This window comes from Pseudomonas sp. NBRC 111138 (assembly GCF_001320835.1).
Taxonomy (GTDB): domain Bacteria; phylum Pseudomonadota; class Gammaproteobacteria; order Pseudomonadales; family Pseudomonadaceae; genus Aquipseudomonas; species Aquipseudomonas paracarnis.
Window position 1 is genome coordinate 49,367 of the sequence record NZ_BCBO01000068.1, and the last position, 13,926, is coordinate 63,292.

The 13,926-nt window shown below is 61.2% G+C and carries 10 protein-coding genes and 1 riboswitch; of the genes, 3 read left to right on the forward strand and 7 right to left on the reverse strand.

The annotated features are described in order from the left end of the window. Positions 1-3: 3 nt before the first annotated feature. From APH41_RS12510 to APH41_RS12530, 5 genes are all read right to left on the reverse strand, one after another. Entirely contained in the window at positions 4-2,733 is a 2,730-nt protein-coding gene (locus APH41_RS12510) for a LuxR C-terminal-related transcriptional regulator (protein WP_054919308.1), read from the reverse strand. Between the two features lie 311 nt (positions 2,734-3,044). Beyond that, positions 3,045-4,409 carry a DUF1329 domain-containing protein gene (locus tag APH41_RS12515; protein ID WP_034126328.1) on the reverse strand — a complete coding sequence of 455 codons (1,365 nt, stop codon included), beginning with the start codon at positions 4,407-4,409 and terminating at the stop codon, positions 3,045-3,047. Between the two features lie 42 nt (positions 4,410-4,451). Then, positions 4,452-6,311 (reverse strand): DUF1302 domain-containing protein, encoded by a 1,860-nt coding sequence (locus tag APH41_RS12520; RefSeq protein WP_003188640.1) that lies wholly within the window; start codon positions 6,309-6,311, stop codon positions 4,452-4,454. Positions 6,312-6,643: 332 nt separating this feature from the next. Further along, a complete protein-coding gene (locus tag APH41_RS12525; RefSeq protein ID WP_034126327.1) occupies positions 6,644-8,326 on the reverse strand; it encodes a fatty acid--CoA ligase in 1,683 nt (560 codons plus the stop codon). Positions 8,327-8,591: 265 nt separating this feature from the next. Next, a complete protein-coding gene (locus APH41_RS12530; protein WP_014716957.1) occupies positions 8,592-9,224 on the reverse strand; it encodes a LysE family translocator in 633 nt (210 codons plus the stop codon). Positions 9,225-9,308: 84 nt separating this feature from the next. On the opposite strand from APH41_RS12530, the gene APH41_RS12535 reads away from it, so the two are divergent. The 3 genes from APH41_RS12535 to APH41_RS12545 all read left to right on the forward strand — a co-directional run bounded on the left by APH41_RS12535 (position 9,309) and on the right by APH41_RS12545 (position 12,145). Further along, on the forward strand, positions 9,309-10,274 hold the full coding sequence (locus APH41_RS12535) for a 2-hydroxyacid dehydrogenase (RefSeq protein WP_054919312.1): 966 nt from the start codon (positions 9,309-9,311) through the stop codon (positions 10,272-10,274). A gap of 30 nt (positions 10,275-10,304) precedes the next feature. Further along, entirely contained in the window at positions 10,305-11,303 is a 999-nt protein-coding gene (locus APH41_RS12540; RefSeq protein ID WP_034126326.1) for a class I SAM-dependent methyltransferase, read from the forward strand. Between the two features lie 51 nt (positions 11,304-11,354). Then, positions 11,355-11,472, forward strand: a riboswitch (yybP-ykoY riboswitch). 88 nt (positions 11,473-11,560) lie between these two features. Continuing rightward, positions 11,561-12,145, forward strand: a complete 585-nt coding sequence (locus tag APH41_RS12545) for a TMEM165/GDT1 family protein (protein ID WP_054897011.1) — start codon at positions 11,561-11,563, stop codon at positions 12,143-12,145. Between the two features lie 141 nt (positions 12,146-12,286). Here the strand turns inward: APH41_RS12545 and APH41_RS12550 are convergent, their stop codons facing one another. Continuing rightward, positions 12,287-13,105 (reverse strand): M48 family metallopeptidase, encoded by an 819-nt coding sequence (locus tag APH41_RS12550; protein WP_014716953.1) that lies wholly within the window; start codon positions 13,103-13,105, stop codon positions 12,287-12,289. A gap of 120 nt (positions 13,106-13,225) precedes the next feature. Next, the gene (locus APH41_RS12555) at positions 13,226-13,846 is read right to left on the reverse strand and encodes an SOS response-associated peptidase (RefSeq protein WP_054919310.1); all 621 of its coding nucleotides are present in this window, start codon (positions 13,844-13,846) and stop codon (positions 13,226-13,228) included. Between the last annotated feature and the right edge of the window lie 80 nt (positions 13,847-13,926).

A 13,926-nucleotide genomic window follows, 5' to 3' on the forward strand; every position in this document is an offset into this window, starting at 1 on the left:
GGCTCAGGCCAACAACCCCATGGCCTTGGCCCGCGCCACCGCCTGGGTACGACGCTCCACGCCGAGCTTGCTGTTGATATGGCTGGCGTGGGTCTTCACCGTGTGCAGGGAGATGAACAGCTGGTTGCTGATTTCCTGGTTTGAACAGCCTTGGGCAATCAGTTGCAGCACCGCCAGCTCTCGGGTGCTGAGGGTTTCCTGTTGAGGTGTGGCTTCAACTGCGCTGGCTTGGGGCAGCAACGCCAGCAAGCTCTGATTGAGCAGCCCATGGGAATCCTTGCCCAACTGATCGCGTATCCACTGCGGATAACCCTCCAACAACCGTTGAAACGGCTGCAACGCACCGCCCGAACCGGCTTCCAGGGCACGGGCGAATACCGGCCGGGCCTTGGCTTCCAGGCCATTATCCAGAAGTAACTGCACCTGCTGGACCAGCGCCATCAGGGCAATCATCTGGCGCCCACTGTCATGGGCCTGTTGGGCCAACGCTTCCAGGCGTTGCAGCGCGCTGTCGGGCTGATGGCGCGTGGCATCGAGCGCAGCTTGTTGCAGCTCGATATGTTGCGGCAGGTGCGGATGAAACTCGGGGGCCGCCGCGGCGTGCTCGCCGTTGTAGGTCTGCCCCAGGCGGGCCAGCCAGGCGTCGGCCAGGTCAGTGCGCCCCTGGGCCAGCCACAACTCGCATTTGATCAGGGTGATCATCGCCAGGTAATAGATCGGCGGCACATCCCAGATGTGCATCAAGCGCTCGGCCTCGGCCAGTTCGGCAAAAGCATTGGCAAACTCCCTACGCCGCCCTTCGAAGCTGGCGATGACGCAGTGCCCGATCAGCACGCTGATATCGCGGCAGGCACGGGCCTCGGCCAGGCCGGCGCGCAAACGCGCCAGGCCGGCCTCGGGCTGGTAACGCACCAGCAGCAGGTAGCCTTCGTACAGCGACAGGCGCGCGCGCACGGCATATAGGCGTTGGGAGGCGAGCCCATGCAAGCGCTCCAGGCCCTGACGGACTTCATCCAGGGAACGCAGGATCTCCCCCCGCGCCTGCAGTACCCGGGCCCGGTCGTAATGGGCCAAGGCTTCAAACAAGGGGTTACCGACGCGCTGCGCCAGTTCCAACGATTCGCGGTTCAGGCCACGGGCGCGCCACAGGTCGGCATCGACGATCGCCAGGTTGGACAGGGTCGAAAGGCACATCAGGCGCTGGCCGTAACGCTTTTGCGGCAGGCTTTCCAACGCCTCTTGGCAATAGCGCTGGGTCAGCTCACGGTCCCCACGCCCACGGGCAATAATCCCGCTCAGCGCCAACCACTGGGCCAACATGGATTTTTGCGCGGTGGCCGACGGGGCAGGCAGGAAGCGGCTGAGGTAACTGGACAGCTCCTGTGCCGCATCCAATTGGCACGCCAGCCCCAACGCCCAGCTATACAGCACGATCAAACGTGGCGTGCTGATCAGCAGGCTGTCGGGCAAATCCATCTTCCAACGCAACAGCATGCCCACATTCTGCTCTGCCAGCAGTTGCTCTTCGGACAGGTTCTGCACCAGGTTCGCCGCCACATCCAGATGCCCGGCCCGCAGCGCCTGCTCCACCGCCTCGTCGATCAAGCCCTGGGCGTTAAACCAGCGACAGGCGCGCAAGTGCAAACTGGCCGGCGGCAAGGTGGCGCTTTTCTCGCGGCGGGTGCGCAGCAGGTCGGAGAACAAGTGGTGGTAGCGGTACCAATGGCCTTGCTCGTCCAACGGCACCAGGAACACTTGATGAGCCTGCAAATAGCGCAGGATTTCTGCGCTGTCATGGGCCTCGCGGACGGCGTCGCATAGTTCGCTGCAAAAGCGCTCCTGCGGTGCGGTGTCGTACAGGAACGCTTGTACCTCCGCAGGCAGGCAGTCGATGACTTCTTCGAGCAGGTAATCGCGAATCAGACCCTCGCCACCGTGCAGGCTTTGCGGCAAGGCGCTCTCACTGCCGGCTTCGGAGGCCGCCAACAGCCAGAAGCGCAGGCCGGCGACCCAGCCCTCGCTACGGCGGATCAGGTTTTCCAACGCCTCGCCGCGCAATGCATCGCCGTGTCCATCCAGCACCGCCAGGGACTCGTCATGGGTCAGGCGCAGGTCTTGCTCATGCAGTTCCAACAGGTGCCGCGACAGGCGCAGGCGTGCCAGGTGCCAGTCCGGACGCTGCCGGCTGGTGACCAGCACCACTAGGCCATCAGGCAAATGATTGAGAAAAAACTGCAGGCAGCGATCCAGCACCGGGCCTTGGGCCAGGTGATAGTCATCCAGCACCAGCAATAACGGCGAACGTGCAGACAGGTGCACTGCCAGTTCGTCGAGCAGGCCATCGAGCCATTCTTCGAAGGCAAAGGGTTGGTGACGCTGGCGCATTTTCAGCAACCCCAGGGATTGGGCGCCGAGTTGCGGGAAATACTGTTGCAAGCCGTCGAGCAGCCGCTCCAGGAAACGGCCGGGGTCGCTGTCCCGAGGGCTCAGGCCCAACCACAGGCTTTGCCACTGGGCAGGCAAGCCCTGGCAGAACTCCACCGCCAACGAACTCTTGCCAAACCCCGCGGGCGCGCTGACCAGCAACAGTCGCCCATCAAGGCCCGCATTCAGCCGTTCGCACAGGCGCGGGCGCAGCACGTAGCCGTCAGGCAGCGGGGGCCGGTAGAAGCGGCCTTCCAGGGTCGGCATCACCACACTGGCAGGCCCATGGGTTCGGGACAGATCAGTCATCGCCGGGCTCTTGTAGAAGGCTGTTGTCGGCATTGCAGATGTCCGCAGACTAGCGGTAAAAGCGGCGGGATTGTAGATCTTTGCAACAAATGGCTGAAAAAGAACTGCGACAAGAAATATCCCGTCCAGCCTCCTGGAAAGAAGTAGGAGCGAGCTTGCTCGCGAAGCGCTCAAAAACAACGCGCCCATCCAGGAATGATCGTTCCCACGCTCTGCGTAGGAATACAGACTTCGACGCTGCGCGTCGACTTTTGAGGCGTGACGCAGAGCGTCACGGGAAGCGCTCCCACGCAGAGCGTGGGAGCGATCAGTTAGCGAACGCCGTCCTGGCGCAGGGCCGCTGGGGTGAAGTCGCTGGTGCTGGCGGTGAAGCCGAAGTCATAGGCCTGCTTCTCTTCGTTCTTCATGCCCAGGGCCAGGTAGCGGCCGGACTGCAGGTCGTAGAGGGTTTCCAAGGCGTACCACGGCACTTGCTTGTCGTAGTAGTTCTCGGCATGGGCTTCGGCAACGCGCCACAGTTGGCCGCGACCGTCGTAGTGGTCGATCACCGCTGCTTGCCAGGTGTCTTCGTCGATGTAGAAGTCACGCTTGGCGTAGATGTGGCGCTGGCCTTCCTTCAAGGTGGCGACCACGTGCCAGACCCGGCGCAGCTCGTAGCGAGCCAGGTCCTGGTTGATGTGGCCAGCCTTGATGATGTCGGCGTACTTGAGCTTGGGATCGTCGACCTTGTAGCTGTTGGAGGCGATGTACATCTCTTTCTTGCCTTCCAGCTTCCAGTCGTAGCGGTCCGGCGCACCGTTGTACATGTCGAGGTTATCGGAGGTGCGCAGGCCATCGGCGGCAGTACCCGGCCCGTCATAGGACACTTGCGGCGCCCGACGCACACGGCGCTGCCCGGCGTTGTAGACCCAGGCCGAACGCGGCTCTTTGACCTGGTCCAGGGTTTCGTGCACCAGCAGTACACCACCGGCCAGGCGCGCTGGCGCAGTCACTTGCTGCTTGAAGTAGAACAGCACGTTGCCTGGGTTTTTCGGATCGAAGTCCTTCATCTTGTCGCGGAACACGAACTGGTCGCGGAAGTACACCAGGCTATAGGAACCGTTGGTTTGCGGGGTGGCCTGGGTAACCAGGCGGGTCACGCTGCCGCCGCGGTAACGGGTGATGTGGTTCCAGATAACCTCGACGCCGCTCTTGGGAATCGGGAACGGGACGGCGGTTTCGAAGTTTTCCAGGCCGTTGCCGCCGGACACCAGGTTGGTGGTGGTGGCGTTTTTCTTGATCGAGGCAAACACCTCGGCCGGCACGGTGGCGCCGCGATGGGTCGGGTACACCGGCATCTTGAAGCTGTCCGGGTAACGCTTGAACATTGCGTATTGCCCGGGGGCCAGCTTGTCTTTGTACTGCTCGACGTTCTGCGCAGTGATGGTGAACTGCGGTTGCTCGCTGGCATACGGGTTGGCGAGGAAACCACGGGCGTCCACCGCGCCGGCATTGGTCGGCAATGGCGACCATTTAGGAATGGTGCCGGCCGCGTTACCCGCCATCTCGGCGCCCATCGGGGTCAGCGTCGTGCCGAGCTTGGCGGCTTCATCTGCCGAGACTGCCGCCATGACGTTACTCGCCAGGATCGACAGCCCAAGCACACCCACGTGCAACAGACTTTTTGTTATTTTCATGCTCTGGTCTTCCTGAATACATGCCACTTGGAAAGAGTGTGCTTAGAAGTTGGCGCCGAAGCTCAAGGCGACAAAGTCGCGGTCATCCACGGTGCTGAACTTGCCACCAAAGAAGTTGGTGTACGCCAGGCTCGCGGTGTAGGTGTTCTGGTATTCGGCATCCAGGCCCAGGCTGACCGCCTTGCGACCTTCTTCAAAGTTGCCGCCAGGGCCTGGCGAGTAACCCTTGACGTCATGGGACCAGGCCACGTTGGGCTTGAGGTTCACGCCTGCGAACACGTCCGGGTATTCCCAGATGGCACGGGCGCGGTAGCCCCATGACGTTGCGGTGGTATAGCCGTCGTTATTGCAATTGGTGTTCAGGCCAGCAGCGTTGGGCAAGCCGGCGCCGTTGGCGGTGGAGTTGTTGAGGGCGTTGCAGAACCCACCTGGCAGCGTGCCTGGGCCGAACACCGGATCGCGGCCGTAACGAGCCTGGGATTTGCTTTCCAGGCCACCCACGTGGGTCACGCCGATTTCACCGACGGTGGTGAGGCGGCTGGCGCCCATGACCTGGTCGAAGAAGTGCGTGAAAGTGGTCTGGAACTGGGTGACTTCCTTGCGGTTGTAGCCGTGCAGGTCCTGGCCTGGCGTGCCCTTGAGCACGGACGCATTGCCAAAGCCGGGGATCGGCGTGACGCCGGCGAACAGAATGTCAGTGGTGCTCAACTGCACCGGCGCATTCGGACGGTAGCTCAACTCACCGCTCCAGGCGGTGCCGGTAGGCAAGGTGGTGGAGAAGCTCAGGCCGTAGAGGCGAATATCTTCCGGGTACTCGACGAAGTAGTTCGAGCTACCCGCCACGATCAACGGCCGCAAGGCCCCCAGTGGCCCCAGCGGACGCGTGTAGGCCGCCGATGGCGCGCCCTGCGCACTGAAGATCGGCGCACGGCTGTGGTAGTTCATGAAGTAGGCGCCGAATTCGGTATCCAGCGGTTCGAAGTTGTAGCGCATAGCGACGCCGAACTGGCCGCTGTCGCGTGCATCACGGTCCGGACCACGACGCACCAGTACGCCTTCGCTGTTCACGTCCACACCCAAGGCACCCAGAGTCGGCAGGGCGGCAGCAGGAATGGTGGAACGCTTGTTCAGTACCCGCAGGTTGTTGCTGCAACCATCGGAGATCACGTCCGGCTGCGAGAAGAACGTGCCGCAGTTATCGGTCACGGTCTGGTCCCACTCCAGTTGGTAAAACGCCTCGGCCGACAGGTTGTCGGTGAGCGACTGGGACACGTAGAACATGTTCACCGGGATCAAGCCTTCCTTGATCTCGGCCCCCGGACGACGAAACGCCGACACGTCGATCGGGTTGATGGAGTTGATGCCGCCGCCGATGAAGGTACTTTCGCCCCAGCTCACGACCTGCTTACCAAAACGCACGGAACCCGGCGCATCGGCAATCGAGTAGTTGTGGTAGACGAATGCATCGAGAATCTGCCCGCCCGAAGACTTGGCGCCTTCCTTGCGGTTGTTGTCGCTGATGTCCTTGAACGGACGGCTTTCGTCCTTGAGTTCGAAGTCGTACCAGTACTTGCCCCGCACAAACACACCGGTGTCGCCGTACTTCAGTTCCAGGTCGTGGATGCCCTTGAAGATCTTCGAGAACGTTTCGCCGCGCTTGAAGTTCAAGTGCCCGTCATCGGAGGTCTGGGACAGGCCCTTGCCGCCGTTGTTGGCACCGATCAGGTCACGATTGGGCTTGGCCGTGGACCAGCTCGCCCCCACGGAAAGCGACGAGTCAAAGCTCCCTTCGATTTCACCAATGTTGAAACTGACGCCGAATGCCGGCCCGGCGAGCGTAGAAGCGAGGCTGACGGCCAGGGGCAGTCTTGCCCGGCGCCAGAACTGGTTTACTGAGGTCATCGACGCTACTCCATGTGCATATTTTATTGTTATGGCAGTGAGCCCTTTCTTCAGATGTAACGGCCGGGATACAACGATTCCAATGCCGCATCGCCACCGAGCCTCCATGGCTCGAAGCGCAACATCCGCGAAAAACTCTGAAAGGGACTATAGCCAGAGGGGGGTAGTGCTTGATCCCTCTAAAGTGTGATTTGCATCACCAACCTGTCTGCCACAACCCTTTCGCCACGCCGACGAAGGTCGACGCGGGAAGGATGGCTGAAATTCGGCAAATCACAAGTAAAGGCTTGATATAGAGCATTGCCACGCCCGAACGGGCGCGGCGAGAGGGTTTAGAGCGTGGACAGGAACGTGCTGTTGTTGGCCTGCCATTCGATGATGTCGACACGGATACGTTTCTTGTCGAGCTTGCCGACACTGGTCTTGGGAATTTCAGTAACAACGGCGATCTGGCTCGGGATCGCCCACTTGCTCAAATGGCCCAGCTCGACAAAAGGCTTGAGGTGTTCCTTGAGCTCTCGCGCATCGATCACATGCCCTTCACGCACCACCAACAAGGCGAAGGGGCGCTCGCCCCATTGCGGATCGGCAATGCCTACCACCGCCACTTCCCGTACGGCGGGGTGACGGCTGACCAGGTCTTCGAGGGCCAGGGAGGAGATCCATTCGCCGCCGGTCTTGATCACATCCTTGATGCGGTCACGGATATCAATCACGCCAAAAGCATCCAGCGTAGCCACATCACCGGTGTGCAACCAGCCACCGGACCATAGCTCGGCGCCCTTGTGCGGCTCGTTGTAGTAACCCTCGGTCAGCCACGGCGCGCGCAGCACCAGTTCGCCCTGGGTTTCGCCATCGGCGGGCAGGAAACGACCGTCGGTGTCCATGATTGCCGCTTCGACCAACGGCCCCGGCACACCGGCCTTGATGCGGTAGGTGGTGCGCTCATCTTCGCTGCCAGCCATCAACTCATCATTGAGGTGAGCGCAGGATACCAGCGGCCCGGTCTCGGACATGCCGTACGCGGCGGTTAGTTGAATGCCTCGGGCCTTGGCGGCTTCGTACAGCGAACGGTTCAGGGCGCTGCCGCCGATGACGATTTTCCAACCGCCGAAATCCACGTTCTGCGCAGCCTTGGCGTTGAGCACCATTTGCAGGATGGTCGGCACACAGTGGGAGAACGTCACCTTCTCCTTGCGCCACAGTTCCACCAGGTATTCCGGGTCGTAGCGGCCGGGGTACACCTGTTTGAGCCCGAGCATGGTCGCCACATACGGCAAGCCCCAGGCGTGTACGTGGAACATCGGCGTGATCGGCATGTACACGTCGTTGGTGCCCAGCAGCCGCACGCTGTCGACGCTGCCCATGATGGTCGCTACGCCAATGGTGTGCAGCACCAGTTGCCGATGGGTGAAGTACACGCCCTTGGGGTTGCCGGTGGTGCCGGTGGTGTAGAAGGTGGTGGCGACCGAGTTTTCGTCGAAGTCCTTGAAGTCATAGGTGGGGCTGGCGGCGGCCAGCAGGGTTTCGTACTCACCTACCAGGTTGGGCAGCTCGGCGGTGTGGGTGTCACCATCGGTAATCAATAAGGTCTTGTCGACGGTAGTGAGCTGCCCGGCAATCGCCTGGTAGAGCCCCACGAACTCACTGTTGACCAGCACAAAGCGGTCTTCGGCGTGGTTCATGGTGTACAGAATCTGTTCTGGCGACAGGCGCACGTTGATAGTGTGAATCACCGCGCCGATCATCGGGATGGCGAACATACACTCCAGGTAACGGTGGCTGTCCCAGTCCATCACCGCCACCGTGTCACCGGCCTTGACCCCGGCTTCGGTCAACACATTGGCCAGGCGAGCGACGCGCTCGATCAGCGTCGGGTAGCTGTAGCGCAGCTTGTCGCGATAGATAATTTCCCGGGTTTTCTCGTAGCGAGTCCCGGACATCAACAGGCGTTTGATCAACAGCGGGTATTGGTACGCACCTTCGGCGGGCGGGATAACACGGGTCTGCAACATAAGAATCCCTTTAATGACTGCACGGTCTTGGCTTGAAGACCTGCACTGTAGAGCGCTTATGTTTCAGCCAAATCAGCCAAAGGAATGATTTGCAGGGGCCAGTAAATGCTAGCGTTACGCCATTACCGAGGACCTAATGAAACCCAATGTGGGAGCGGGCTTGCTCGCGAATGCGGAGTGTCAGCCGGTATATCTTTGACTGAAGCATCGCATTCGCGAGCAAGCCCGCTCCCACATCTGGATTATGCTCACTTGAGAAAAATGATTATTTCATGCTGGTAAAGGCCAGTTTCACCCCGATGGCAATCAACACCGCGCCCATGGTCCGATCAAACCAATGACCCATCTTTGCAAACCCGGCGCGCACGCGCTGCTGGCTGAACAACATGGCCACCAGGCAAAACCACAACGCAGTCGCCACCGCCAGGTACACCCCATAACCGGCCTGCACTGCCAGCGGCGTGTGCGGGTTGATCACTACGGTGAACAGCGACAGAAAGAACAGCGTGGCCTTGGGGTTCAAGCCATTGGTCACAAAACCTGCGGTAAACGCGCCGCGTGGGGTGCGCTCGCCCGCTTCACGGTGCAACTCGCCCTCGGCCGCAGGCTTGGCCGGCTGGGCGCGCAGGGCCTTGAAGCCAATGTAAAGCAGGTACGCGGCTGCGGCCCACTTCAACGCATTGAACAACACAATGGACTGGGACACGATCAAACCGATACCCAGCAACGAGTAACCCACATGCAGGAAAATCGCCGAACCGACGCCCAAGGCCGTCCATGTGCCAGCACGGCGGCCGTGGGTCACGCTTTCACGCACCACCACGGCGAAATCCGGGCCGGGGCTCGCCACTGCCAACAAGTGAATCAAGGCTACGGTCAAAAACTCGGCGACGTACATGCTCACTCCATTAAGTAACTGATTATTTCATCTGATAGGCTCGGCAGATTACGCCTTCGAACCTCGTCGCAAAAGGTACAGTTGATCATGAACAATCGCCGCGCCGTCTTCCTCGACCACCCTTCCCTGGACTTGGGCGACCTCGACCTCAGCGGTTTGCATGGCTGCTTCAGCCAGCTGCAGTTGTTTGAACAGACCACGCCCGAGAATGTGCTGGAGCGCTTGCAGGGCGCCCAAGTCGCCATCAGCAACAAAATCCCGCTCACAGCCCAAACCCTGGCGGCCTGCCCCGAGCTCAAGCTGATCCTGGTGTCGGCCACCGGCACCAACAATATCGACCTTGAAGCGGCCCGCGCCCAGGGGATTACCGTGAGCAACTGCCAGGGTTACGGCACGCCGTCGGTGGCGCAACATACGATCATGCTGTTGCTCAACCTCGCCACGCGCTTGAAGGATTACCAACAGGATGTGGCCGCTGGCAAATGGCAGCATGCCAAACAGTTTTGCCTGCTGGACCATCCGATCGTCGAACTGGAAGGCAAAACCCTCGGCCTGCTCGGCCATGGTGAATTGGGCAGTGCCGTGGCACGCCTGGCCGAAGCGTTCGGCATGCGCGTGATGCTCGGCGCGATACCTGGGCGCCCTGCCCGCGCCGACCGTGTGCCGCTGGACGAATTGCTGACCCAGGTCGATGCGCTGACCCTGCATTGCCCACTCAATGAACATACCCGCGACTTTATCGGCGCCCGTGAACTGGCCTTGCTCAAGCCCGGCGCATTTGTGGTCAATACTGCGCGCGGTGGTTTGATCAATGAACAGGCCCTGGCCGACGCGCTGCGAAGTGGTCACCTTGGCGGCGCAGCGACTGACGTGCTGAGTGTCGAGCCGCCAGTCAATGACAACCCGCTGCTGGCTGGAGACATTCCACGCTTGATCGTCACGCCCCACAACGCCTGGGGCAGTCGCGAAGCACGGCAGCGCATCGTCGGCCAGCTCACGGAAAACGCCCAGGGCTTTTTCAACGGCGCCCCACTGCGCGTCGTCAGTTGATAAACTGCGCCCCTTTTCAAGGAGCAGACTATGGATCCGCGCAGTGAAGTACTGCTTCGACAGGCCGAACTTTTTCAAGGCAACCTGCTGCTCGTAGGTTTGCCTGCCGACGATTTGCTTGGGCGCCTGCCCAATGCCCACGGCTGGTGCTGGCATGCCGGTGACCAGGCGGCGCTCGATGCGCGCTTCGCCGAACGCAGCCAGTTTGGCGTGACAGTGCCCGAGCGCGCCTTTGATGCGGCGGTGATTTTCCTGCCCAAGTCCAAAGACCTCACCGACTACCTGCTCAACGCCGTGGCCGCGCGCCTGCCTGGCGCCGAGCTGTTTCTGGTGGGCGAGAAAAAGGGGGGTATCGAAAGTGCCGCCAAGCAGATGGTTCCGTTCGGCAAACCGCGCAAGCTCGATAGCGCACGGCATTGCCAACTATGGCAGGTCACTGTCGCTAACGCGCCGCAAGCCGTGGAGCTTGAGAGCCTGGCGCAGGTCTTCGACGTACCCCTGGCCGAAGGTCCGCTGAAGGTGGTGAGCTTGCCAGGGGTGTTCAGCCATGGTCGCCTGGACCGCGGCACCGAGTTGTTGCTGGAGCACTTGGACAAGCTGCCCAGCGGCAACCTGCTCGATTTCGGTTGCGGCGCTGGCGTACTGGGGGCTGCGGTCAAACGCCGCTACCCGCACAACACCGTGACGATGCTGGATGTGGATGCCTTCGCCGCTGCCAGCAGTCGCCTGACGCTGGCAGCGAACGGCCTGGAAGCCGACGTGTTGACCGGCGACGGAATCGACGCGGCGCCCATGGGTTTAAACGCGATTTTGAGCAACCCACCGTTCCATGTCGGCGTGCACACCGATTATTTCGCCACGGAGAACCTGCTGCGAAAAGCAGCGAAACACCTGGCAAAAGGTGGCGAACTTCGCCTGGTTGCCAATAGCTTCCTGAAGTACCAGCCACTGATCGAAGAGCATTTGGGCATCTGCGCAATCAAGGCCGAAGGCAATGGTTTTCGCATTTACCGCGCCAAGCGCCCCTGACGGACGTTTGAAAAAGAACGCTTGCCGAATGGGTTTTGCCTAGGCAGAATCCGCAGCGTCCTAGGGGAGTAGTCTCCCACGAGCCATGCTCGTCCGGCATACGTCAACATACTTGGTCAGCAGACCATGGCGTATGCGACCCAGGAGTCCGCACAGACGGACCGGGGTTTGACAAGACCTATGACACGCACACCTTACCCGGGGCGGGAAGGCTGTACGTGTCATAGCCGTGTCGACCCGCCCCTGGAAACTACCTGATGCTGGATTCACTACTCGTTCCTACCGCAATCGTTGCCTTGGCCGAAATCGGCGACAAGACGCAACTGCTCGCACTCATCCTTGCTGCTCGCTTTCGCAAGCCCTGGCCAATCATCGCCGGCATCGTCGCCGCGACCCTGGCCAACCATGCGGCGGCCGGTGCCGTGGGCGCCTGGTTCGGGAGTTTCTTCTCGGATGCGGTGCTGCACTGGATCCTCGCTGCAAGCTTCTGCGCCACGGCGCTGTGGACCCTGGTGCCGGACAAACTCGATGATGACGAAGCCAGTACCACCCGTAAGTTCGGGCCCTTCCTGACCACCTTGATTGCGTTCTTCCTCGCCGAAATCGGTGACAAGACCCAGATCGCCACGGTGATGCTGGCGGCGCAATACCCGGAACTGTGGCTGGTGATTATCGGTACCACCCTGGGCATGTTGATTGCCAACGTGCCGGTGGTGCTGGCGGGGAATTTTGCCGCGGAGAAACTGCCGCTGACCTTGATTCGTCGCTTGGCGGCTACGGCGTTCTTCGTGCTGGCGATTATTGCGGTGTACAAGGCCATGCAAAGCAGCGGCTGGATCTAAGGCAAACACGGAAGATGGTTTGCCCTGATGCTTGTAGGAGCGAGCTTGCTCGCGAAAAACTCACCGGCGCCGCGTTTATTCAGGCAACACGCGTTATCGTTGACGTTTTTCGCGAGCAAGCTCGCTCCTACACGGCGTCGATCAGGACTTCTTGGCCTGCTGGTAGAGCGGCATCACCTTCGGAATCGCCGCCTGCAAGGATGCGATGCGGCTGTCCGAAGCCGGGTGCGTGCTCATGAATTCCGGCGGTGCGCCTTCCGAAGCCTTGGCCATCTTGTTCCACAACGTGATGGCCGCGTTCGGGTTGTAGCCAGCGCGGGCCGCCAGCTCCAGGCCGATCAGGTCGGCTTCGTTTTCGTTGCTGCGGCTGTTGGGCAAGGTCATGCCGTAGTTGGCCACGGTATCGGCCAGTGCCAGGCTGTCCTGGCCGAGACCGAATATTGCCCCGGCGCCCTGCTTGGCCATCTGGATACCGTAGGCCTTGGACATGGCTTCGCGGCCGTGTTCACGCAGGGCGTGGGCGATTTCATGACCCATCACGGCAGCCAGCTCGTCATCGGTGAGCTTGAGGTTGTCGATCAAGCCGCTGTACACCAGGATCTTGCCGCCTGGCCCGCAGTTGGCGTTCATCTCATCGCTTTTGATCAGGTTCACGTCCCAGTTCCACTGGGCCGCATCCGCGCGGAAAGTCGGAGCCTGGGCGATCAGGCGCTTGGCAATGGCCTGCACGCGCTTGGCGTTGGCGCTGGTCTTGTCCAGCACCCCTTTGCTGCTGGCTTCACCCAGGGTCTGCTGATAAGACTGGGCATACATCTGGTCGACTTCCTGGCTCGACAGCATGCTGAACATGTACTGCTTGCGCTCTACCCCAACGGCGCCGCCGCTGGTGGTATTGACCGACTGGCAACCCGCCAGCAGCATTGCTGCAACCAAACCACTTACCACCAATGACTTCTTCATGAACACGCTCCCTGAAAACATGGCGCGTATCGTAGGCGGTCATTTGTATCTGCGCCAGATACCCTGGACGTTTAACCGCTGAATTTAAGATACATCCGAACGCGGCCCGACGGGCAAAGCTCATGCTGGGGTCAGGCATTCCGGCCCATTGAGCTTCGGATCGTTGACCATATTGGCCAGCACCCGCTCGCGCAGCACGGCAGGCTCAGCCGCCAGCAGGCCCTGTAGCACCTGCAGCGGAGTCTCGGGATCGAGCCAGGCGGCCTGCCCTGCCGCGTCCAGGATCAATGGCCGCCGCTGACTTTGCGCCGCTTGGGTAACCACCGCCGTGCTCAGCCACACCTGCTCCTGCACCGGATACGCTTCCCACACTGCGGCAAAGAACAACGTGGAGCCCTCCCCCGGCGTGAGCCAGTACGGGCGCTTGCGCTGGGTGCCGCGCCACTCATAAAAGCCATTGGCGGGCAGCAGGCAACGGCGCAAGCGGAAGGCTTCACGAAACATCGGTTGTTCGGCCAGGGTTTCTGCGCGAGCGTGGGCCGGGGTGCGCGACAGGTCTGTCAGCCAGGGCGGTGTGAGGCCCCAACGGGCACGCGCCAGGGTGAGTTGGCCCTCGCTCAGGCGCTGGATCAGCACCGAATCATTCGGGGAGATGTTCCACTGGGCCTGCTGGTCGGCGGGGAAGCCGGGCAAGGCAGTAAAGGCAGGGTTCCAGCGAAACAGGGCATAACGTCCACACATGGGGCAACACGACTCTTGGGTAAACCGACCGACAGCCTAACAGACCAACACGTCAGGGAAGCTGTCGGGTTCGTCGCCGG

What these genes read in the sequence shown, in the direction of transcription:
- APH41_RS12510 (WP_054919308.1), bottom strand. Translation starts at nt 2,733, where the DNA reads ATGACTGATCTGTCCCGAACCCATGGGCCTGCCAGTGTGGTGATGCCG.
- APH41_RS12515 (WP_034126328.1), bottom strand. Translation starts at nt 4,409, where the DNA reads ATGAAAATAACAAAAAGTCTGTTGCACGTGGGTGTGCTTGGGCTGTCG.
- APH41_RS12520 (WP_003188640.1), bottom strand. Translation starts at nt 6,311, where the DNA reads ATGACCTCAGTAAACCAGTTCTGGCGCCGGGCAAGACTGCCCCTGGCC.
- APH41_RS12525 (WP_034126327.1), bottom strand. Translation starts at nt 8,326, where the DNA reads ATGTTGCAGACCCGTGTTATCCCGCCCGCCGAAGGTGCGTACCAATAC.
- APH41_RS12530 (WP_014716957.1), bottom strand. Translation starts at nt 9,224, where the DNA reads ATGTACGTCGCCGAGTTTTTGACCGTAGCCTTGATTCACTTGTTGGCA.
- APH41_RS12540 (WP_034126326.1), top strand. Translation starts at nt 10,305, where the DNA reads ATGGATCCGCGCAGTGAAGTACTGCTTCGACAGGCCGAACTTTTTCAA.
- APH41_RS12545 (WP_054897011.1), top strand. Translation starts at nt 11,561, where the DNA reads ATGCTGGATTCACTACTCGTTCCTACCGCAATCGTTGCCTTGGCCGAA.
- APH41_RS12550 (WP_014716953.1), bottom strand. Translation starts at nt 13,105, where the DNA reads ATGAAGAAGTCATTGGTGGTAAGTGGTTTGGTTGCAGCAATGCTGCTG.
- APH41_RS12555 (WP_054919310.1), bottom strand. Translation starts at nt 13,846, where the DNA reads ATGTGTGGACGTTATGCCCTGTTTCGCTGGAACCCTGCCTTTACTGCC.